We start from the raw sequence: 21099 nt of genomic DNA, 5'->3' as shown, positions 1-21099 counted from the left end.
TCCGACTCGACAGGAGCCGAGAACACCTCGAAAGCCCTCGGGTCCTACGCTCCCGGGAGACACGCTGTGCTCCTCGGCTCGCTCGTTACACTCGCTCCCCTGCGGTGCTTGCGGCCTCCGGGTTCGCGTAGGACCCTCGCCCTTTCAGTCCGCCAGGAGGACGGATGTCCGGTCAGCCGTCGCTACTCTCCGTCGGTCCCGTCCTCCCCCTCGTCTCCCCTCTCCACCCCCGCTGTACTCAGTCCGTCGTCGCCGCGCTCGAGCGCCGGGGGGACGTCTCGGTAGTCGGAGTAGCCGTCGAACCAGCGGGCGATGCGTTCGAGGCGGTCGACCACGTGGGCCGGTTCGCCCGACCGGGAGAGTTCGTGGCCCTCGCGGGGGTAGCGAACGAGGCGGGTGTCGAAGCCGTTCTTTCGGAGGGCGCGATAGAGGAGTTCGGCGTCGTTGACGGGGACGCGGTAGTCGTCGTCGGCGTGGAGCAGGAGCGTGGGCGTGGTGACGTCCCCGACGTGCGCGGCGGGCGACTGCGCCCGGAGGAAGGCGGCGTCCTCCCACGGGACCGTGTCGAACTCCCACTCGACGAGCTTGAACGCGTCCGTCGAGCCGTAGAAGGAGGCGAGGTCGTAGACGCCGCGCTGGGCGACCGCCGCCCGGAACCGGTCGGTGTGGCCCACGAGCCAGGCGGTCAGGAAGCCGCCGAAGCTCCCGCCGGTGACGAACTGGTTCGACTCGTCCACGTACGCGCGCTCGCAGACGGCGTCTGCGCCCGCGAGCACGTCCCGGGCGGTCACCTCGCCCCAGTTCCGTTCGATCGCCGTCGCGAACGCCTCGCCGTAGCCCGTCGAGCCGCGCGGGTTGCACCAGAAGACGACGTACCCCCGCGCCGCGAGCGTCTGGAACTCGTGCCACATCGTCCCGCTCGTCGTCCACGTCGCGTGGGGACCGCCGTGGATCTCGACGATCAGGGGGTAGCGCCTCGACGGGTCGAAGTCCGGCGGGACGAGCACCCACCCCTGCACCTCGACGCCGTCCTCGGACTCGAAGCGGACCTCCTCCGGCTCGCCCACGCGATGCGCGGCGAGGTAGTCGGCGTTGACGGTCGTGAGCCGGCGGGCCGCCTCGCCGGCGTCGAGAGAGAACACGTCGCCGGGGTGGTCCCAGTCGCTCCGGACGAACGCGACGCGCCCGGCGCGCGCCGACGCGCCGACGAGTTCGCCCTCCCCGACGACGACCTCGGGGTCGGCCCCCTCCTCGGGGGCGGCCCGACGGAGGACGACGCGCCCCTCGTCCGGCGTCAGGAAGTAGAGGCGCTCCCCCTCCCCGTCCCACCGGATGCTCGTCGGTTCGACGGTGCGGTCGAGCGCGCTCGTCACCGTCACCGCCTCGCCGGTCGCCCGGTCGAACACCTCGACGTCGGTCCCGCGCATGGACGCCCGCTCCTCGGGGGTGCGGGGGTAGGCGATCCGTCCCCCGGAGACGGCGAGGTCGGTGACCCAGCCGGTCGTCCGCGTCACGGTCTCGGCGTCGCCCGTCGCGAGGTCGAGCGCGTCCACGTCGTACCGGATGCTGTCGTCCGGGTCGGGCTGACGGTTGACCGCGTAGTAGAGGGTGTCGGGATCGTCGGGGTCGAACGCGGGCGCGACGAAGTCGGCGTCGCCCTCGGTGTGGCGGGTCACGGCCCCGTCGTCGAGCGAGACGGTGTAGACGTGCTCGCGCAGGCCGTCGAAGTACGCGGTGCCGGCGCGGTAGACGGTGCGATCGATGACCCGCGGGTCGGGCGGCGCGCGCTCGTACCCCTCCTCGGCGTTCGCGTCCAGGTCGAGGCCGCGCTCGCGCTCGTCGGCGGTGGCCCGCTGCGTGAACGCGATGCGCTCGCCGTCGGGCGACCACGCGACGTCGGCGACGCCGCCGACCGCGTTCGTGATCCGCTCCGCCTCGCCGCCGTCGGCGGGCATCACCCACACCTGCGGCGCGTCGTCCTCCCCCCGCTCGCTGACGAACGCGAGTCGGTCGCCGCCCGGCGACCAGCGCGGTTCGGCGTCCGTCCCCTCGCGCGCGGTGAACCGGCGCGGGTCGCCATCCGTGGAGACGACGTGGATCGTCGACTCGTACTCGCGGTCGCCCGTCGGTACCGTGCGGACGAACGCGACGCGCTCGCCGTCGGGCGAGAGTTGCGGGTCCGCCACCGTCACGAGGTCGCGGTAGTCGCGTGCCGAGATTCGGTCCATGCGGACCTCTCCCGCGGCGCGACCGTAGCTCTGTGGGACCGCGCCGCGCCGCCGCGCGCGAGACGACCGACGGTCGGCGGGAGATCCCCGCGAGCCGCGATGGTGACGCGTAGACGGAACGTTCAAGCGTCTGGTTGCGTAGCTAAGGCGATGCCAGCCACCATTCATGCGCTGGTCGTCGGGCCAGTGGATGAACGGCTTCGACGTCGCCTCGACGACGACCACGACGTCAGAGCGGTCAGTTCGTCCGAGGCGGCCGACTGCCTGCTCGACGGTTCCCCGCTCGCCGGCGGCGGCCTGACGAGCGCCGTCTCCACCAGACCGCACGTCGCCCTCTACGAGGCCGCGGGGACGCCGGCAGAACTGCTGGAGGCGGGGGCCGACCGCTGCGTTCACCTAACGGGCGATCCCGGGACGGACGCCGCGACGGTCGCCGCCGTCGTCCGGTCGGAACTCGGCCGCGAGCGGGGGACGCGGCGCGATCGCCTCGTCCGGGAGTCGATCGACGAACTCGCGGACATCTTCTTCCTCTTCGGGACGGACCTGCGGTTCATCGCGTGGAACCGGACGGTGACCGAGGTGACGGGGTACGACGACGCCGAGGTCGCCGCGATGCGACCGACGGACTTCGTCGCGCCGGAGGACGTCGTCCCGATCTCGGCCGCGATCGAGCGGGCGATCCGCGAGGGGAGCGCGACGGCGGAGGCGAAGGTCGTGACGCGCGACGGCGAGCGCATCCCCTACGAGTTCACCGGGACGGCCCTGACGGACGACGAGGGGACCGTCGTCGGCGTCTGCGGTATCGGTCGGGACGTCACCGAGCGCCGGCGTCGGGAGCGGACGCTCGAACGACAGGCCGACCGCCTGCGGACGCTCAACCGGATCAACGAGGTCATCCGGAGCGTCAACCGCGACCTCCTGCGCGCCTCGACGCGCGAGGAGATCGTCCAGTCGGTCTGCGCCCGCCTCGCCGGCGAGGAACCCTACCGGTTCGCCTGGCTCGGGGAGTACGATCCGGCGCGCGACCGCGTCGAACCCGTGGCGCACGCCGGCGAGGGTGCCTCCTACCTCGACGCGCGACGCGACCTCTCGTTCGACGCCGACGACCTCACCGCCGCGACGGCCGCGCGGTCGGGGCGCGTCGAGGTCGCCCAGGACCTCACCGACGCGCGGGGAACCGAACGCTGGCGGGACGCGGCGCTCGACCGCGGATTCGCCTCCGCCGCCGCGATCCCGCTTCGCTACCGGGACGTCACGTACGGCGTCCTCTGCGTCTACGCCTCGCGCCCGGACGCGTTCGACGACACCGAGCGCGACGTGCTCGGGGAACTCGGCCGGACCATCGCCTACGCGATCAGCGCCGTCGAGCGGCGGCGCGCGCTCATCGCCGACACCGTCGTCGAGGTGGAGTTCCGGGTGGACGACGGGGACGTCTTCCCCGTGGCGGCCTCCCGCGTCGTCCCGCGCGTCGAACTCGTCGGCGCGGTGCCGAACGGCGACGGTCGATACGTCCAGTTCCTCCGGGTCGAGGGGGGTTCCCCGGAGGCGGTCGTCGACCTCGCCGCGGACCGGGGGCTCGACGCGTCGGTGTCCCGCGCCGACGCCGACGGGGGGATCGTCCGGGTGACCACCGACGCCACGATCGCCGACGTACTCGCCGACTTCGGCGGCGTCGTCGAGGAGACCCGCGCGAGCGAGGGCGTCGGTCGCATCGTGGCGCTGCTCCCGAAGGGGACGAGCGTCAGGCAGGTCGTGACGGCGGTGCAGCGTCGCTTCCCGGGGGCGACGCTCGTCGCGCGCCGCGAACGGACGCGCGACCGGGAGTCAGCGACGGCGCTCGCCGACGAGTTGACCGATCGCCAGCGCGAGGTCCTGCGGACGGCGTACCTCTCGGGGTTCTTCGAGACGCCCCGGGCCAACACCGGCGCGGAGATCGCGGAAGCGCTCGGCATCTCGACGGCGACCTTCCACGAGCACATCCGTATCGCGGAACGAAAGCTGGTCGAGGCGGCGCTCGACGGTGCGGAGGGGTCGCAGTGACGTTCGATCCCGGTGACACACCTCTCAATTAAGGTGTGTACGTTTTGTAACACTCTCTCCGATAACGGGTGATGCGATCACCAGGAGATTGCACGCGACGGACAGGGGAATCGACGGGGGTCTCTCGGCGGACGTTCGTCCGAGCGGCGGGACTGCTGGCGGGGCTGGGAGCGGTCGGCGTCGTCGCGAGCGGGGAGGCGACCGCCGCGACCCCGCTCGACGGGGCGTTCCTGAACTGGCGGGCACGCGAGGCGCGACACGTCTGGAGACGGGGCTATCGCGGCCGCGCGGATCGGACGGTCGCGCTCACCGACTCGGGCGTCGAGGCGCGCCACCCGGACCTCGGCCCGTGGAACGGGGTCCAGGCGTTCGTCGAGGACGGCGAGGTGACGCTCACCAAACCCGACCGGAACCGGACGGAGCGCGTCTCCGTCGGCGACGCGCCGTCGTTCTCGGGGACGGCCGGGCCGGGCACGTTCGCGACGGGCGAGGAGATCCACCACGAGTTCACGACGCCGAGCGAGGGCGTCGACGAGCTGGAGGCCGCGCTGTCGTGGTCGCCGAACGCCGACGCGGCGAACGACCTCGAACTCCGACTCGACCGGCGGGTCGACGGCGGCTGGGAGACCGTCGAGCGCGCGGCCACCGCCGAGATGCCGGAGACGATCACCGCGTCGGTCGAACCCGACCGGCGGTACCGCTACGCCGTCGAACTCTACCTCAACACGACCACGACCTACGAGCTGACCGGCGAGTACTTCGAGATCCGGGGGCGGGTGAAGACGTACGACGAGCGCGTGGTCTTCGAGGGGATCGACGGGGAGCCGACGGCGGAGACGCCGAAGACCGTCGGGTGGTACGACGCCGGCTCGCGCTACGGGAGCTACGACCGCCCCCGCGACGGCAACGGCCACGGGACGCACTGCTCGTCCATCATGGCCGGGTCGGGCCGTGCGAGCGCGATCGACCCCGACAGCGTGATCGAGGCGGAGCCGCGGGCGGCCCTCTCGTCGCTGACCGGCGGCGCGCTGGTCTACGAGGTGGACGCGGACGCCGGGACGGGCGTGTTCGGGAGCGCCTACGGGACCGGCGTCGAACTCCGCATCGAGGGACCGGACGGTCGGGAAATCGACAGAACGTCGATCGACAGCGACGCGAGCACGGGGGACAACGCCGTCGTCGAGGCCCCGGCGGAGACGACCGGAACCTACACGGTCTACGTCGAGGCGGCCGGGGGGACCCGCCTCTCGACGGCGTACGTCGAACGCGTCGGCGTCGGGGCGTTCCTCGCGCCCGACGCCACGGCCGCCGACCGGACGGGCGAGGATCCCTCGCTGCACGCCGGAGTCGCGCCGAACCAGAGCGTTCTCGGCCTCCAGGGGCTCAGCGCGCCGACGGCAGACCTCGCGCGCTACGCCGAGGACTTCACGCGCATCTTCAACCTCCGGGCGGTCAACATGTCGTGGGGCTACGTCGGCGGTCTCCCGCTCGGTGTCGCCGGGGGGACGCTCGACGACACTCCCGCCGCGATCAGGGACATCGCCGAGGCGGGCGTGCTCACCTGCGCCGCCGCCGGCAACGCCGCCACGCCGGCGAACGGGAACGGCGCGCCCGCCGTCGCCGACGAGGCGGTCAGCGTCGTCGCGACGGGACCGCTCGACGGTATCTCCGCCTACTCGAGCGGGGGCACCGGTGCCATCGACGAGGACGCCGACTTCCTCTCGCCCGAACCGGACGACTCGTACACGAAGCCGGACGTGACCGCGCCGGGCGGCTACGTCACCGACCTGATCGTCGCCGCGCGCAACGGCGACCCGACGACGCCCGAGGACGAGCAGCCGCCGATCCGCGAGTACACCGGCAAGGCGGGCACATCGATGGCGACGCCCTACACGACGGGCGTCGCGGCGCTCGTCGCGCAGGCCATGGAGGAGGACGCCCCGGCGAGCATCGCGCTGCCCGCGCCGGAGGAGACGGGCATCGAGGACGTCCTCCGGCTCAAACAGACCCTGCTCGCCACCGCCAGCGAGACGGTCTTCACCGCCGCGCCGTACCACCGCGTGAAGACGCCGACGTACGACTTCGGCGGGCGCGACCCCTACGAGGGCTACGGCCGGGTCAACCCCGGCGCGGCCGTCGACGCCGTCACCCGCGAGCTGTCCGGAACGACGAGCGACGCCGTGGGGCTGAACGTCCCCGACGACGAGCGCGCCGTCGCGGGCTACGTCATCGCCGGACCGGGGACGGTCACGGCGACCGTCGAGACGACTCACCTCTCGGGGGCCGACCAGGGGAACGCGGCCGGCGACCCGCATCTCGATCTGTTCGTCTACGACGCGGAGTCGCCCGCGGCCCGCGGCGAGCCGAACGTCCTCGGGCGAGCGCAGGGACTCGACGGGAACGCGACCGTCTCCGTGTCGTTCGGGCGCGACAGCCCCGAGCGAACCGTCCTCGTGGTCGCGAAGCTCGTGAACGTCCCCGGCGCGGTCAACGGTGACGACCTGCGGGTCCACCTCGACCTCGGCGTCGAGGTGGAAGAGGGGCTGTTCGTCGCCGGGACGCGCACGGACGACGGGAGCGCCTTCACCGGCGGGCAGACGAACCGGGTCGACCTGGCGGTGAACCCATCGGAGACCGTCGCGGTCCGCGACGTCGTGCCCGCTGACTGGACCGTTCTCACCGACGCCTCGCCCGACATCGAGCGCGTCGAGGAAGGCGAGGGCGCGACGTACGTCTACTTCCGAGGCGAGGCCGCGGCGGACGCGGGGAGCGACTACACCTACTTCGCGGAGGCCCCGGACGGACTGACCTACACGGGCTCGTATACGTTCGGCCCGATGCAGGTGAACGCGGGCGACGGCTGGGTCGACGTGGCGGGAACCAGCGACGCGAACCTCGTCGCGGGCGCGAACACGGACCTCTGACCGGCCGCGCGGACGATCCTCCGACCGGCGTGCGGTCCCGCCGAGGGGTCCGGGTCGTCCGTCGACGGATACGTTCGTCCGGACTGACGGTGTCCCACACCACACTGTTCCGGGAGTTTTTATTTTAGCCTGCGAAACTCTGAATCGATTGACGATCGAGGCTCCGGCGTGGGCCGGCCACGACCGATCGGGGCCTCCGCGTCGACCGAATCTCATGACCGACGACACACCGTTTCGATCGATCTCGCGACGAACCGCGCTGAAGACCGCCGGAGCGCTCGGGACCGCGTCGCTCCTCCCCCTCGGGGCGGGGCGCGCGAGCGCGCTCGAACTCGATCCCGTGGACGACACGCTCGACCTCGCGAGCGACGCGCTACAGGAGGTGCTCGTGGTGTTCGAGAGCCGCGCGGACTTCTCGCTGCTCGACTCGCTCGACCTCGCGGAGGGGGTCCTCGAGTTCGACGTACTTCCCGTCGCGTACACGCTCCTGACGGGGCCGCAGATCGAGTCGCTGGCCGCCGAGGAGGGCGTCCGCTACGTCGAGGCCAACCGCGAACTCGACTACCACAACGACGACGCGCGGGAGGTGACGAAGGTGGCGCAGGTGCAGTCGGATCTCGGGTACGCCGGCGAGGGGGTCCACGTCGCGGTCGTGGACTCCGGCGTCGACGGCGACCACCCCGACCTCGCGGCGAACGTGGCGAACAACTACCGCTGGGTGGGCAGCCCCCTCACGGAGCCGACGCTGTGGGTGCCCGTCGGGAGCCTCGACTCCGACGACATCGGCCACGGGACGCACGTCTCCGGGACCGTCGCGGGCGACGGCTCCGCGAGCGACGGACAGTACCGGGGGATGGCCCCCGAGGCCGCGCTCACCGTCTACTCGTCGGGCGCGGCGCTCAGCATCCTGAAGGCGACGGCGGCGTACGACCACGTCCTCGCCAACCACGCCGACGAGGTGTCGATCGTCTCGAACTCCTACGGGTCGGCCAGCGCCGACGACTACAACCCCGACGGCGCGCTCCAGACGGCCACCTGGCGGGCGTTCGAGGCCGACCTGCTGCCGGTGTTCTCGGCGGGCAACTCCGGCCCCGACCACGACACCCTCAACGACTACGCGAAGGCCCCGCACGTCCTCTCGATCGCCGCGACGGACGACGCGAAGGCCGTCACCGACTTCTCCTCGCGCGGCCGGTCGGCCGACTCCGAGGCGAACTACGACCGGAAGACCGCCCTCGACAACCTCCGGGCGCACTACGCCGGCGAGGACGTCTCCGGCCCCGTCGGGCTCTACCGGAACGGCGTCGGCGCGCCCGGTAATCAGGTCGTGAGCACGATGTCGCCGCTCGACGTGCTGAACGCGACGAGCCCCGACGGCGACCTCTACTACGCGGCGATCAGCGGCACCTCGATGTCCTGTCCGGTCGTGAGCGGGACGGCCGCCCTCGTCGTCGACGCCTACCGGGAGGCGACGGGGAGCGACCCCGCGCCGATCGACGTGCTGAACACGCTCGAGGCGACGGCCTACGAGGCCCGCGAGGCCTACACGCCCGCCAGCATCGGCGCGGGGTTCGTCGACGCGCTGGACGCCGTCGAGCGGGCGGAGTCCGGGTCGCTGTCGGGCTTCGGCGACGTGACGCTCACGCAGCCGTAGATCGTCGGGACCGCCTCACCTCCACCCTCGGTCGAACGGCCCCGACGGCGCGCCTCTCGCGTCGCTCCCCCGGCGGTAGAGCAGGCCGCCGAGGCCGGCGATGCCCGCGGCGACGGCCCCCACACCCGCGCCCTTCAGGTCGCCGCCGCTGTCGGGGGCGAACCGGAGCGCGTAGACGCCGGTGTTGACGTCGGCGGCGTAGGTGACGCCTTCGTGCTCGACGGCGCACCAGGTGAACGGCGCGGCGCTGTTCAGCCCCTCCATCTTCGACGCTTCGGGCACGTCCCGGGCGCGCCGGAAGTACCCCCGCTCGGTCAGCGCCCACGGGTCGCGCTCGATCTCGAGGAAGCGCGTCCCGCCGTGGTAGTGGCCCAGGTGGACGTAGCCGTCGGCGGTCACCTGGAAGTTGTGCGGGCTGAGCGTGAAGTTCTCGAAGGTGACGTTCGAGCGCCACTCCCACTCGGCCAGCCGCTCGACGTTGTCCTCGCCGTCGAACCCGTCGTCGAGGCCGTCGGCGTCGAGGAGGTAGAGCTTCCCGCTCGAGCCGTCCGCGACGCTCGATATCTCCTGGCCGGCGACGACGACGCGCGTCCCGTCCACGAACGCCGGCGCGGACTCGGCGTAGTGGGCGGCGTTCATCGAGTAGTGGCCGAGTACCGAGACGTCGGTCGGATCGGAGAGGTCGAGCGCGTACAGCCCCGCGTCCCAGTAGGAGAGGTAGCCCACCGGCACGCCGAGTCGGGGGTCGTCCTGCACCGTTACGTCGTGGACGTAGGTGAGGCCGCCGTCGCCGACCGACGGTAGGTTCCCGTCGACGGTCCACCGGTTGACCGGCAGGATCGCGCCCGTGGCGCGGTCGAACTCGAAGACGTACAGCCCCGCGGTGCCGTCGTTGAGGTCCTTCACCGCGAAGAGGTATTCCCTCCCACGGATGCGGTGGTAGGTGGCGTTGTGCGGCCCGGTGTCCCAGGCGTCGTAGGTGCCGACGACGCGGGGGTGTGCGGGGTCGCTCACGTCCACCGCCTGGAGCGCGCTGGCGCTGACGCTCGCGGACTCGCCGTCGGTCCCGGGGGTGGGGTCGGTCTCCTCGAACAGCGCCGTGTAGGGCTGCTTCGAGAGGAAGGCGTATCGCCCGTCGTCGCTCACCTTCACGTCCATCACCGCCGACGCGGGGTTGTCGTTGCGCAGGAACGAGACCACCGAGAGTTCGGCCTCCCGAAGCTCCCTCGGCGTCCCGGCGGCGTTGAACTCGCTCACGTCGAGGATCGCCATCCCGCGGTCGTTCGTCGGGTCGTCGGAGGAGAAGACGCCCACGTAGGCGTAGTCGCCGCGGACGCGGAGTTCCGTGATGGCCCCGTAGTGGGGGCTGTCGGGCGAGCCGCTCTCGCTCGCGGGGCCGACCCCGCCGAGGCTGTGGTAGCCGACGAGTTCGACGTTGCTCGACGCGCCGTGGAGCGTCGCGTCGCCGTGGTCGTGATCGCCCTCTGTCGAGGTGTCGCTCGTCGCGCCGCTCCACTCGTGGGCGCTCACGGGGCCGGTCGCGGCGGCGAGCGCGGCCGTCCCCGCGCCGACAGCCCGCAGGAACCGACGCCGACCGACGCGCGGCCGGGGGGTCGAGCGGTCACTCATCGACCAGTTTCACCTCCCCGAAGGAGGCCCACTTCCCGTCCGCGGCGCGCTCGACGGCGGCGTAGGCGTCGACGAAGCCCGCGCCGATGGACCAGGGCACGTAGCTCTCGTGGACGTCCTCGGCCGTCGCCTCGAGCGTGTTCAGCACGTCGATCGGCTCGAACGCGACGCCGTTCTCCCGGGCGGCGTCCACGAGCAGCGTCGCACAGCCCGCCGCGACCGGGCAGGCCATGCTCGTCCCGCTGATGCGGCCGTAGTACGGTTCGGCGTCGGCCTCGCCGCCGGTCGCGCCGTACGCTTGCAGGGGGTCGGTGGGCGCGAGCGTGCTCATCACCAGCTTTCCGGGCGTGCCGACGCCGGGGCGGTAGATCCCGCTCGGCGTCACGTCCCGTTTCACGCCCTCGTAGGCGGTGAACTCGATCCCGTAGTCGGCCGCGACGGTCGCGTAGGGTCGGACCTCGAAGTAGTAGGCGGTGCCGCCCTCGATCGCGCCCGAGAGCGTCTCCGGTTCCTCGAGCGTCGCGCCGCTGGCGACGACGGGGCCGTCCCGCGATCCCTCGCGCAGGTAGAAGTCGACGTCCTCCGCGCTCGGCGTCCACGAGAGCGTCGCCTCGACGTAGCCGGCCCGCTTCGGTGCGTCCCAGCGGTGGTACTCGCTCGCGGTCGCCGTCACGGTCCCCGAGTGGGAGCCCGAATCGACCTCGGTCTCGGTCTTATCGGCGGCGTAGTACGCCTCGAGGTTGCGCAGCGCCGTCTTCCGGTCGTAGTTCGTTGGGCCGTCGTAGCTCGGTTTCCGCCCGCGCGAGGAGAAGTCGGTGACGCGCTTCTCGTCGTCGGTGGCCGCGACGCCGAGCACGTGCGGCGCGGTCGCGTACTGGTTGAGTGTGTCGGTGTCTGGGCCGGAGTTGCTCGCCGCGAACACCGAGAGGATCCCCTCCCTGTACGCCTCCCAGGTGGCGACGTTGACCGCGTCGTCCGGATCGAAGTCGGTGCCGTCGCCGCCGCCCCACGAGTTCGAGACGACCTGCACGTCCGCCTCGCCGTCGCGGACGCGCGCGAGCAGGTGGTCGTACGCGGCGACGGGCTTGACGATGAACAGCGCGAGACCGGCGGAGTAGACGGTGAGCGCGGCGTCCGGAGCCATCCCGCGGTACCGCCCGTCGGACGCCGCGCCGGACCCGGTGATGGACCCGGAGCAGTGGGTGCCGTGGCCGTTGTCGTCGGTGTCGACGCTCCCGGCCTCGACCCACGTCGTGTCCTCGCCGCTCGAGAGGGGATTTACGTACCGCCAGTTCGCCGCGAGGTCGTCGCGGAGGTCGGGGTGGTCGCCGTCGACGCCCGAGTCGATCACGACGGCGTGGGCGCGCTCGCCGGTGTAGCCGAGGTCCGACTGGACGGCACCGGCGCGAGTCGTCGCCCGCGCGTCGTCGTTGTAGTACTCGAGTTCCCGGTTGGCCTGCACGTACCGGACCTCCGGCCACGCGGCGACCGTCTCGATCTGCGCGCCCGTCAGCGCCGTGTAGCCGATCGGGAGCACCTCGAACCGGTGATACCCCTTCTCCAGATCGAGGTGTCGGAGGCGGTCCACGTCGGCGTTCGCGTCGAAGACGACGAGCACCTCCTGGAGGGCGTCGGTCGCCGTGTCGAGCGATGCGTCGATGCGCGCCGCGGCGGCCGACCCGACGCCGACGAGCGGCGTCAGCGAGGCGACGCCGGCCGTCCCGGCGGCCTTCAACAGCGTCCGCCTGGAGAGCCCCGACCGCCCGCCGCCGTCCGATTCAGCCTCATCATCGATCGTGTGAGACATACCTCCTTCCGCGTCTCTCACCGGAAAAATACACTAGCCTGAACTGTGTGGTGTGTCGACCTTCTACCTCCGATCTCCGCCGTCCATGGGGCCTTCGCGGTAGTCGCGTCGGCGATCCCCGTTCGACCCTTCGCACCCGAACCGCACCGTCGCCCCCGGAGCGAAGCCTTTACCGATTGCATCGCTTACCCGGAGGTAATGGTACTCGACAATCTCGGCAGTTCTCTCCGGGGGACCCTCGACAAGTTGCAGGGGAAGTCCCGCCTGAGCGAGGAGGACGTCGACGAGGTCGTCAGGGAGATCCAGCGGTCGCTGTTGCAGGCCGACGTCGACGTCGACATCGTGATGCAGCTCTCGGACTCCATCCGCACCCGCGCGCTGGAGGAGGACCCGCCGGCGGGCACCTCCGCCCGCGATCACGTCCTCCGCATCGTCTACGAGGAACTGGTCGCGCTCATCGGCGACAGCACCGACCTCCCGCTCGAACCGCAGACGATCCTCCTCGCGGGGCTACAGGGGTCGGGGAAGACGACCACCGCGGCGAAGATGGCCTGGTGGTTCTCGAAGAAGGGGCTCCGGCCCGCGGTCATCCAGACGGACACCTTCCGTCCGGGGGCCTACGAGCAGTCGAAACAGATGTGCGAGCGCGCCGAGGTGCAGTTCTACGGCGACTCCGACGAGGAGGACCCCGTCGAGATCGCCCGCCGCGGCCTGGAGGAGACCGAGGACGCCGACGTCCGCATCGTGGACACCTCCGGTCGCTCCGGGCTGAACGAGGAACTCATCGAGGAGCTGAAGGAGATCGAGGGGTTCGTCGACCCGGACCGCAACCTGCTCGTCCTCGACGCGGCCATCGGACAGGGCGCGAAGGACCAGGCGCAGGCGTTCGGCGACGCCGTGGGCATCGATGGCGTCGTCATCACGAAGCTCGACGGCACGGCGAAGGGTGGCGGCGCGCTCGCCGCCGTCAACGAGACGGACTCGACCATCGCCTTCCTCGGGACCGGCGAGACGGTCCAGGACATAGAGCGCTTCGAGCCCAACGGGTTCATCTCCCGCCTGCTCGGCATGGGCGACCTCAAGCAGCTCGCCGAGCGCGTCGAGCGCGCCATGCAGGAGACGGGCGACGAGGACGACTGGAACCCCGAGGACATGATGAAGGGGAAGTTCACCCTGCTCGACATGCGTCGGCAGATGCAGGCGATGAACAACATGGGCCCGCTCGATCAGGTCCTCGACATGATCCCCGGGATCGGCGGCGGGCTGATGGACCAGCTCCCCGACGACGCGATGGACGTCACGCAGGGTCGGATGCGCGACTTCGAGGTCGTCATGGACTCGATGACCGACGAGGAACTCCGCGACCCGCGCATCGTCGGGGCCGAGCGCACCCGACGCATCGCCCGCGGCTCCGGCAAGCCCGAGGAGCGCGTCCGCGAACTGCTCGAACAGCACCGGATGATGGAGCGCATGATCAAGCAGTTCCAGGGCATGGGCGACGGCGACATGCAGCGGATGATGAAGAAGATGCAGCAGCGCGGCGGCGGTGGCGGCGGGGGGCTCGGCGGCCTCGGACCGTTCGGCGATTGACCCCGGCCCGTCGCCGCCCTCGACGGGGGCGTCCCCGGCCGTCGACCGTGGACCGATGCCACGCGTCGCCGTCTCCCGCCCGATTTTTGGTCCCCGGGGGCATTCTCACGGACGAATGACCGTCCGTGAGGTGGCAGGGGAGGCCTACCGCGAGGGGTTGCCCGCGCTCGCGGCCAGCGCCGTGGGCGGCCTGCTGGCCGGCGTCGTCCTCGGCGGGATGCGGGCGGAGTTCGAGGCCGTCCCCGGGTTGCTCGTGCTGGTCCCCGCCATCCTCGCGACGCGCGGAAACGTCTACGGATCGCTCGGCGCGCGCGTCTCGACGGCGCTCCACCAGGGGCTGGTGGCCCCCTCCCTGGCGGAGGCAGACGAGCGCCTGCGATCGGCGGTGGCCGCCGCCATCGGCAACGGCGTGATCGCCAGCGCGTTCGCGGCGGTGGCGGCGTACGTCGTCCTCGCGCTGTTCTCGATGCCGGCCGCGCCGCTGTGGGTGCTCGTGGCGATCTCGCTCGTGGCGGCGCTCCTCTCGGGCGTCGTCCTCGCGGCGATCGTCGTCGCCGTCGTCTTCGCCGGCTATCGGCGGGGGTACAACCCCGACACGCTCGTCGGTCCCATCGTCACGACCGCGGGCGACGTCTTCGGCGTCACCTTCCTCTACCTGGCGGTTCGGCTCGTCCTCGAGGTGGCCGGATGACGACCGAGTGGTCGGTGCGGGCCATCACTCGGGCGATGCTGCCGATCCTGCTGGCGCTCACGCTCGTCGAGATCGGGAGCGGGCTCGTCCTCGGGAGCTTCGAGGCGACGCTGCTTCGGTACCCCTCGCTGCTCGTGCTGGTGCCGGTCACCATCGGGACGGCGGGGAACCTGGGGAGCGTCCTCGCCGCCCGCCTGTCCACGGCGTTCCACCTGGGGACGCTCTCGTTCGGCCCGGACGACACGCTCCTCGGCAACGCCGGGGCCACCGTGGCGCTCGCGCTCACCGTCTTCCCGGTCGTGGGGATCGGGGCGTGGGCGCTCTCCTCGGTGACCGGCGGGTCGGAACTGCGGCTCCTCACGGTCGTCCTCGTCGCCACCCTCAGCGGCGCGGCGCTGGCCGTCCTCGCGGTCGCGGTGACCGTCACCGCGACCTACGCCGCCTACCGGTTCGAACTCGACCCGGACGACGTCGTCATCCCGGTGGTGACGAACGTCTGCGACGTGCTCGGGGTGATCGTGCTGTTCGTCGTCGTGCAGTCGCTGCTCTAGTCCAGGGTCCACTCCTCGTCGGGTTCGGTCCGGCCGGCGAGCACGGCGTTCACGATCGCGCCGACGAGGACGACGAGGCCGCCGAGGTAGAGCCACGTCAGCAGGAGCAACAGCCCGCCGGCGACGCCGTAGAAGTGGACGCTCCCGGAGATCGTCGCGTAGAAGCGGAAGAACAGGCCCGAGAGCGTCCACACGGCGGCCGCGAACGTCGCGCCGGGGAGCACCTCACGAACGGTCACGTCGGCCGCGGGAAAGAGGTAGTACATGGGGAGGAACGCGACGACGAGCGCCGCGAACAGGACGAACGGGCTCACGATCCGCCAGACGAACCCGTCGCCGGCGAACGTGACCGCGACGCCGCCGACGCCGACGAGCACGAGCGCGAGCGGGATGGTCACCGTCGCGAGCGCGATGTCGACTGCCCGCTCGGTCCACCGCGTCCCCTCTCTCGTCCCGTAGATGGAGACGAACGCGCCGTTCGTCGCCCGGAAGGTCCGGACGGCGCTCCAGGCGAGGATGAGGAACGCGAGGGCGGCCGCCCGGAAGCGCCCCGTCCGGGTCTTCACGACCGAGCGGACCAGCGAGCGGACCTGCGTCGAACCGACGCCGGTCGTCGACTCGACCACCCGGGCGGCCTGATCGGTCCCCCCGAACAGCGAGAGGCCGATGACGAGAAACAGCGCGAGCGGGACCAGCGTGTTGAACGCGTGGTACCCCAGGCTGGCCGCGACCGTCGTCACCTGCTTCTCCCGCGCGAGTCCGACGACGTCCAGCCCCGTTCGACGGACTCGCTCCGACGCCACCCTCCCCAATAGTCGCTCCGTCAAGGCCACGCCGGCGGTTCGTTACCCCCGTATAAATAGGCTGTCGGCGGGTCGGCGCGTCCGCCCACCTTCCCGCCGTCTCCCCGCCGCCTCACCGCCGTCTCCCCGCCGCCTCACCGCACCTCGCCGCCGTCTCCCCGCACCTCGCCGAACCGATCGGGGAGGTACGTCGCGAGCGAGGGCGGCAGGAGGGCGACGAGCACGGCCCAGCAGTCGGCGAGGCGCTTGCGGAGCAGCGCGTATCCCATCGCCACCGCGAGGAGCGCGCCGACGGCGAGCGAGACGGGGGGGTCGTAGAGCGCGAGCAGCGGCGCGGCCACGACGGCGGAGAGCGCGAGGTCCTCCGGCGCGCCGTCGTAGCGCACCCAGCGACGGGGGCGGAGCCAGCGGTCGTGGAAGTGGCTGTACACCGCCCGTTCGGAGGTGCGTTCCCACGGCTTCAGCTCGAGACCGCCGCCGAGGGCGTCCATCGCGGCGTGCACGCCCGCGGCGAGCAGGAAGGCGGCGAGCGCCACCGTGAGCGGCGCGGGGGTCGCTGCGCTCACCGCGAGCGCGACGAGCCCGCCGAGCGTCGCGTACACGGGGTAGTGGAGCGTGCGCCGGTGTCCCACGTAGAGGTCGAAGTCGGGGAACGCGCCGCCGAGCGCGCCGGCGGCGAGGGCTACCGGGGCGAGGTCGGGGGCGAACGCGAGCACGACACCCGAGAGCGCCATGCCCACGAGGACGTGCGTCACTGCCATCATGTGACCGTCGGTAGGGAGGTGCGGGATAAACGTATGTCGTGTCGGATCCGCGGGGACACGGTTTAGCCGGAGGGGCGCGTAGTCCGTGCGATGAGCGTGGTGTGGGAGTACCTGGGCGTCTCCGAGCGGGGGATCACCCGCCTGTTCCAGGTCGCGATCGCGATCGTGCTGGTCGCCGGCGTCCTCACGCACAACGTCGGGGTCGTGGTCAACGCCGCCGTCGCGCTCGCCATCACCGTCCTCCCGGCGGTCCTCGAACGCGACTTCAGCCTCCCGCTCGATCCCGGCGTGACGCTGTGGATCACCGCCGCGCTGTCGCTCCACGCGATCGGCATGCTCGGCGTCTACACCCGGGTGTGGTGGTGGGACCACCTCACACACACCCTCTCCGCGACGATCGTCGCCGCCGTCGGCTACGCCACCGCGAAGGTGCTCGACGAGCACTCCGACGCCGTCCACTTCACGCAGTCGTTTCTCTTCGTCTACATCCTGCTGTTCACCGTCGCGCTGGGGGTCTTCTGGGAGGTCCTCGAGTTCCTCGCGCGCGAGGTGGGGACGCTCACCGGGTACGACCCCGTCCTCTACCAGTACGGCGTCGAGGACACCGTGGTGGACCTCCTGTTCGACACCCTGGGCGCGCTCATCGTCGCGCTGTTCGGGTCGCGCGCCGTCTCCTCGCTCGCCGCCACGCTCTCGCACCGACTGGAGCGCCTCCGCGACGCCTCGGAGTGAGCGCGGGGCGCGGGGCGTGAGGCGCGGGGCGTGAGTTGTGTGGAAGTCCGCGAGGTGGGCGGATCGACGCACACTTGCCGAAAGCGGCGCTAGGGCGGGTGTGCCGGGACTCGTCGATCTCGCGCTCGGGACCGTGCTGCCGCGGGTGGCGACCATCGCGCTGCTCATCTCGGTCGGGGTGGCGCTGGCCGACCTGCTCGTCGGTCTCGGCGCGGTTCGCGCCATCGCGGGCCTGTCGAGGCCGCTCACCGGCCCGGCGAACCTCCCCGAGGAGGTCGGCACCGCCATCCTGACCACGACCGCCTCGACCACGGCGGGCTACGGGATGCTCGCGGAGTTCCGCGAGTCGGGGACGCTCGACGACCGCGCGACGCTCGTCGCGGTCACCATCAACACGTTCTTCGGGTTCGTCCAGCACGTGTTCACCTTCTACGCGCCGGTACTGATCCCGATCCTCGGTCTCGAGGTCGGCCTGCTCTACGTCGGCGCGCGGGCGGCCGTCGCGCTCGCCATCACCTGCACGGGCGTCGTCGCCGGCGCGCTCCTGCTCGACGACCGCGCGGATCGGGCGGCGACGCCGACCGTCGAGGCCGACGGGAGCGGCGGGAGCGGCGGGAGCGACGACCGACCGCTGCCGGTCCTCCTCCGCGACGCGGTCGAACGCGGCCTCGGGAAGACGCGGGACGTCCTCCCGCGGTTGCTGGTCGTCTACGCCGCGGTCGCCCTCCTGACGGCGCGCTACGACCTGACGCGCGTCGGCGGGGCGGCGGACCCGCTCGCCGATCTGATCGGGTTACCCGTCGCCGCGATTCCGGTGATCGCGGTGTTCACCCTGGACACGACCAACGGCGCGCTCGTGCTCGCGCCGCTCGTCGAGGACGGCGTGTTCACCCCGCGGACCGCCGTGGCGACGATGCTCGTCGGCGGCGTCGTCTCCTTCGCCGTCTCCACGTTCAAGCGCTCGATCCCGTTTCAGTACGGCATCTGGGGGGCCGAGTTCGGCTCGAAGGTCGTGCTCGTGAACACCGCGCTCAAGGTGTTCTGGATCGCTGTCGCCGTGGTGCTGCTGCTCGCCTGGCCGTAGGGCCGCGACCGCGGCGCGTGTCAACACGCCCGACCGGCGGCAACGACTGTTTTGACATGAACGTTTATGATGGATACACCCGTCGAGTGGCGTACAGTCATGCACCCGGTACGCGCTCGGTGACGGTTCGACCCCCGCCCCGCCCGCAGACCACCACGCCACACCACGCCACTCGCACGATGAGCACCCACCCACCGAGTTCCACGACGTACCGACCGTCTCCGACCGCCGACCGCCGCGCCCCGCCTACCGTTAGGGAGGCCGACGACGCCATCTCGCTCGCCCGGCTGGCGGGCGCGCCGCTGTCGTTCGACGCCGCCTGCACCCGCCGCCTGGCGAACCTCGTCGACGGGGAGAACCGATCGTTCCTCGCGGCGGGCGCGAGTAGTCAGTCGTCGTCGCCCTCGACCGGTTCCAGTTTCTCCTCGACGTCGTAGGGCGTGTCGTCGACGAGGACGATCGCCTCGCCGTCGACGACGCGCTCGCCGTCCTCGTCGTAGACGGCCGTCATGAGGCGGAACCTGTCGCCGCCGAGGTCCTCGACGACCTCGCAGACGGCGGTGACCGTCTCGCCCACGTCGACCGGCGCGAGGAAGCGGAGGTCCTGCGAGAGGTAGATCGTGAGGCCGGGGATGCGCGCGAGCGCGGCGCTGATGACGCCGGAGACGAGCGTTCCGTGGGCGATCCGCCGCCCGAAGCGCGTCTCCCGGGCGAACTCGTCGTCCAGGTGGAGGCGGTTCGTGTCGCCGCTCGACTGGGCGAACGACCGCACGTCCGTCTCCGAGAGTTCCTTGCTGAAGCGCACCGTGTCGCCGACGCCGACCGGAGCGCCGTTCTCGCGGGTGTGGGTGAACTCCCACTCGGCGGACTCGTAGGCCGTCTCGTCGTTCCCGAGTCGGGCGAACTCGCCGATCTCGCGCCAGTTGTGCTGGAGGGAGAGTTCGGGGAGGTGGTAGGTGAGGTCCGTCGTGGTGACGATGCCGACGAGGTCGCCGTCCGCCACGACCGGGAGGTGCTCGATCTCGTGTTCCTCAAGCGTCTCGGCCGCGCGTTCGAGCGGGGCGTCGGGACCGATCGTCACCGGCGGGGAGGACATCGTCGACTCGACGGTGACCGTCTCCGGGTCCGCGCCGTCGGCGAGCACGCGGACGAGGTCGGACTTCGTCACGACGCCGGCGGGCCGTCCGCCGTCGACGACGACCAGCGATCCGATCCCGCCGGTCCGGAGGCGGCCCGCCGCGTCGGCGACGGCCGCCCCCGGATCCGTCGTCTCCACCGGCTCCGTCATCACGTCACGCACGCGCAGCGGGATGAACATTGCTTGTCGAATGGAGTCCCCCGAACGGTATGACGCTGTTGTCTCCGCGCCGCGTCGACCGCGTCCGGCCCGTCCCCCCGTCCGATAGCGGTCTTCCGCCGTCGTGCAGTCCGATCGCGATCACGCCCGCCCTCGCACACCCTATGTGGTTCCGGGGCCTAGGACGCCCGTGCGCCTCGAACCCCGTCCGCGGCTGGTCGACTGGACCGTCCTCGTCCTCGTGACGCTCGCGGTCGTCACGGGCGTCGTCAGCCTCACCGCCGGGAGCGCCCGCGAGGCGTGGCTCTTCGTCCTCCACGGCGCGGGCGGCCTCGTCCTCGTCGTCCTCCTGTTCTGGAAGCTCCGGCGCGTCCGCCGTCGGGTGACGGTCCGCCCGGACCGCACGGTCGCGCTGTCGGTGCTCCTCGCCGCCGTCGCGCTCGCGGCGCTCACGACGGGGATCGCGTGGGTACTCGGCGCGGATCCCGACCTCGCGGGGTGGACGTTGCTCACTCTCCACATGGCCCTCGGCGTGCTCGTCGTCCCGCTCGTCCTCTATCACCTCGCGAAGCGCTTCCGGACGCCCGCCCGCGCCGACTGGGAGGGCCGCCGGACGGCGCTACAGTACGCCGGGCTCGTCCTCTTCGGCGCGCTCGCCTGGCGCGTCCAGCAGGCCGCCGTCGCCGCCCTCGACACGGCCGGCGCGGACCGCCGGTTCACCGGCTCGAAGCCGCGCGGCGGGTCAGGCAACCGCTTCCCGGTGACGAGCTGGGTGCTCGACGATCCCGATCCCGTGGACGCCGAGGCGTGGCGACTCCACGTCGCGGGGGCGGTCGAGCGCCCGCTGACGCTCGGGTACGGCGACCTCGACGCGCGCGCAGAGCGGCGCGAGGTGCTCGACTGCACCAGCGGCTGGTTCGTCGAGCGCGACTGGCGGGGCGTCCCCGTCGCCGACCTGCTCGACGAGGCGGGCGTCGGCGAGGGGGCGCGCTGGGTGACCTTCCACTCGGTGACGGGCTACCGCTTCGGCTTCCCGGTGGACGTCGCCCGCGACGTGCTGCTCGCCATGCACGTCGACGGCGAGCGCCTCGACCACGGCCACGGCTTCCCCCTCCGCGTTGTCGCGCCCGGGCGGCGCGGCTTCCAGTGGGTCAAGTGGGTCACGGCAGTCGAGGTGCGCGAGACGCGCGACTGGGGGCAGTGGATCGCCATCTTCGTCAGCGGACTGGACTGACGGGACCGCTTCGTCGGTAGGCTGGACTGACGGGTCGGGGGAGATCGGCGGCCGGTCGCCGGCTCTCCCTG

16 protein-coding genes are annotated in these 21099 nt (G+C 71.8%); 10 read left to right on the top strand and 6 right to left on the bottom strand.

Features of this window, described 5'->3' with window-relative positions; all coding sequences use genetic code 11:
* Positions 1-182 precede the first annotated feature (182 nt).
* On the bottom strand, positions 183-2228 hold the full coding sequence (locus NKI68_RS07675) for a S9 family peptidase (RefSeq protein WP_254546128.1): 2046 nt from the start codon (positions 2226-2228) through the stop codon (positions 183-185).
* 150 nt (positions 2229-2378) lie between these two features.
* Here NKI68_RS07675 and NKI68_RS07670 point away from each other — a divergent pair, with 150 nt between their 5' ends.
* The 3 genes from NKI68_RS07670 (at position 2379) to NKI68_RS07660 (ending at position 8846) form a co-directional block, all read left to right on the top strand.
* A complete protein-coding gene (locus NKI68_RS07670) occupies positions 2379-4268 on the top strand; it encodes a bacterio-opsin activator domain-containing protein (RefSeq protein ID WP_254546127.1) in 1890 nt (629 codons plus the stop codon).
* 71 nt (positions 4269-4339) lie between these two features.
* Entirely contained in the window at positions 4340-7192 is a 2853-nt protein-coding gene (locus NKI68_RS07665; protein ID WP_254546126.1) for a S8 family serine peptidase, read from the top strand.
* Between the two features lie 214 nt (positions 7193-7406).
* Positions 7407-8846: a S8 family serine peptidase gene (locus NKI68_RS07660; RefSeq protein ID WP_254546125.1), complete on the top strand. Its 1440-nt coding sequence runs from the start codon at positions 7407-7409 to the stop codon at positions 8844-8846.
* A 15-nt stretch (positions 8847-8861) separates the two neighbouring features.
* Here the strand turns inward: NKI68_RS07660 and NKI68_RS07655 are convergent, their stop codons facing one another.
* Together NKI68_RS07655 and NKI68_RS07650 are read right to left on the bottom strand one after the other, a co-directional pair.
* A complete protein-coding gene (locus NKI68_RS07655) occupies positions 8862-10475 on the bottom strand; it encodes an LVIVD repeat-containing protein (RefSeq protein ID WP_254546124.1) in 1614 nt (537 codons plus the stop codon).
* Entirely contained in the window at positions 10468-12282 is a 1815-nt protein-coding gene (locus NKI68_RS07650) for a S8 family serine peptidase (RefSeq protein WP_254546123.1), read from the bottom strand. The genes NKI68_RS07655 and NKI68_RS07650 overlap by 8 nt, the downstream gene beginning before the upstream one ends.
* A gap of 198 nt (positions 12283-12480) precedes the next feature.
* Between NKI68_RS07650 and NKI68_RS07645 the strand changes: the two genes are divergently transcribed.
* The 3 genes from NKI68_RS07645 (at position 12481) to NKI68_RS07635 (ending at position 15114) form a co-directional block, all read left to right on the top strand.
* Positions 12481-13872, top strand: a complete 1392-nt coding sequence (locus NKI68_RS07645; protein WP_254546122.1) for a signal recognition particle protein Srp54 — start codon at positions 12481-12483, stop codon at positions 13870-13872.
* Positions 13873-13987: 115 nt separating this feature from the next.
* Positions 13988-14563 carry a magnesium transporter gene (locus NKI68_RS07640; RefSeq protein WP_254546121.1) on the top strand — a complete coding sequence of 192 codons (576 nt, stop codon included), beginning with the start codon at positions 13988-13990 and terminating at the stop codon, positions 14561-14563.
* On the top strand, positions 14560-15114 hold the full coding sequence (locus tag NKI68_RS07635) for a magnesium transporter (RefSeq protein ID WP_254546120.1): 555 nt from the start codon (positions 14560-14562) through the stop codon (positions 15112-15114). Before NKI68_RS07640 ends, NKI68_RS07635 begins: the two co-directional genes overlap by 4 nt.
* On the opposite strand, the gene NKI68_RS07630 is transcribed toward NKI68_RS07635, so the two are convergent.
* Together NKI68_RS07630 and NKI68_RS07625 are read right to left on the bottom strand one after the other, a co-directional pair.
* A complete protein-coding gene (locus NKI68_RS07630; protein WP_254546119.1) occupies positions 15111-15917 on the bottom strand; it encodes a YihY/virulence factor BrkB family protein in 807 nt (268 codons plus the stop codon). The two genes, NKI68_RS07635 and NKI68_RS07630, sit on opposite strands and share 4 nt — an antisense overlap.
* A 134-nt stretch (positions 15918-16051) precedes the next feature.
* The gene (locus NKI68_RS07625; RefSeq protein WP_254546118.1) at positions 16052-16681 is read right to left on the bottom strand and encodes a metal-dependent hydrolase; all 630 of its coding nucleotides are present in this window, start codon (positions 16679-16681) and stop codon (positions 16052-16054) included.
* A 90-nt stretch (positions 16682-16771) separates the two neighbouring features.
* Here NKI68_RS07625 and NKI68_RS07620 point away from each other — a divergent pair, with 90 nt between their 5' ends.
* The 3 genes from NKI68_RS07620 to NKI68_RS07610 all read left to right on the top strand — a co-directional run bounded on the left by NKI68_RS07620 (position 16772) and on the right by NKI68_RS07610 (position 18934).
* Positions 16772-17413 carry a DUF2238 domain-containing protein gene (locus tag NKI68_RS07620; RefSeq protein ID WP_254546117.1) on the top strand — a complete coding sequence of 214 codons (642 nt, stop codon included), beginning with the start codon at positions 16772-16774 and terminating at the stop codon, positions 17411-17413.
* A 100-nt stretch (positions 17414-17513) separates the two neighbouring features.
* Positions 17514-18497, top strand: a complete 984-nt coding sequence (locus NKI68_RS07615; RefSeq protein ID WP_368410937.1) for a nucleoside recognition protein — start codon at positions 17514-17516, stop codon at positions 18495-18497.
* Positions 18498-18676: 179 nt separating this feature from the next.
* The gene (locus NKI68_RS07610; RefSeq protein WP_254546116.1) at positions 18677-18934 is read left to right on the top strand and encodes a hypothetical protein; all 258 of its coding nucleotides are present in this window, start codon (positions 18677-18679) and stop codon (positions 18932-18934) included.
* Here the strand turns inward: NKI68_RS07610 and NKI68_RS07605 are convergent.
* A complete protein-coding gene (locus NKI68_RS07605; protein WP_254546115.1) occupies positions 18886-19815 on the bottom strand; it encodes a CBS domain-containing protein in 930 nt (309 codons plus the stop codon). The genes NKI68_RS07610 and NKI68_RS07605 overlap by 49 nt on opposite strands.
* Before the next feature lie 169 nt (positions 19816-19984).
* Between NKI68_RS07605 and NKI68_RS07600 the strand changes: the two genes are divergently transcribed.
* On the top strand, positions 19985-21028 hold the full coding sequence (locus tag NKI68_RS07600; RefSeq protein ID WP_254546114.1) for a molybdopterin-dependent oxidoreductase: 1044 nt from the start codon (positions 19985-19987) through the stop codon (positions 21026-21028).
* The last annotated feature ends 71 nt before the right edge of the window (positions 21029-21099 follow it).

This window comes from Halomarina pelagica (assembly GCF_024228315.1).
Taxonomy (GTDB): domain Archaea; phylum Halobacteriota; class Halobacteria; order Halobacteriales; family Haloarculaceae; genus Halomarina; species Halomarina pelagica.
Note: the sequence above shows the minus strand (reverse complement) of the source record. Positions and strands in the feature narration are given on the sequence as shown.

Bases quoted from the DNA above. Each gene is read 5' to 3' on its own strand.
- NKI68_RS07675 (WP_254546128.1), bottom strand. From the start codon at position 2,228: ATGGACCGAATCTCGGCACGCGACTACCGCGACCTCGTGACGGTGGCG.
- NKI68_RS07670 (WP_254546127.1), top strand. From the start codon at position 2,379: ATGCCAGCCACCATTCATGCGCTGGTCGTCGGGCCAGTGGATGAACGG.
- NKI68_RS07665 (WP_254546126.1), top strand. From the start codon at position 4,340: ATGCGATCACCAGGAGATTGCACGCGACGGACAGGGGAATCGACGGGG.
- NKI68_RS07660 (WP_254546125.1), top strand. From the start codon at position 7,407: ATGACCGACGACACACCGTTTCGATCGATCTCGCGACGAACCGCGCTG.
- NKI68_RS07655 (WP_254546124.1), bottom strand. From the start codon at position 10,475: ATGAGTGACCGCTCGACCCCCCGGCCGCGCGTCGGTCGGCGTCGGTTC.
- NKI68_RS07650 (WP_254546123.1), bottom strand. From the start codon at position 12,282: ATGTCTCACACGATCGATGATGAGGCTGAATCGGACGGCGGCGGGCGG.
- NKI68_RS07645 (WP_254546122.1), top strand. From the start codon at position 12,481: ATGGTACTCGACAATCTCGGCAGTTCTCTCCGGGGGACCCTCGACAAG.
- NKI68_RS07640 (WP_254546121.1), top strand. From the start codon at position 13,988: ATGACCGTCCGTGAGGTGGCAGGGGAGGCCTACCGCGAGGGGTTGCCC.
- NKI68_RS07635 (WP_254546120.1), top strand. From the start codon at position 14,560: ATGACGACCGAGTGGTCGGTGCGGGCCATCACTCGGGCGATGCTGCCG.
- NKI68_RS07625 (WP_254546118.1), bottom strand. From the start codon at position 16,681: ATGATGGCAGTGACGCACGTCCTCGTGGGCATGGCGCTCTCGGGTGTC.
- NKI68_RS07620 (WP_254546117.1), top strand. From the start codon at position 16,772: ATGAGCGTGGTGTGGGAGTACCTGGGCGTCTCCGAGCGGGGGATCACC.
- NKI68_RS07610 (WP_254546116.1), top strand. From the start codon at position 18,677: ATGAGCACCCACCCACCGAGTTCCACGACGTACCGACCGTCTCCGACC.
- NKI68_RS07605 (WP_254546115.1), bottom strand. From the start codon at position 19,815: ATGTTCATCCCGCTGCGCGTGCGTGACGTGATGACGGAGCCGGTGGAG.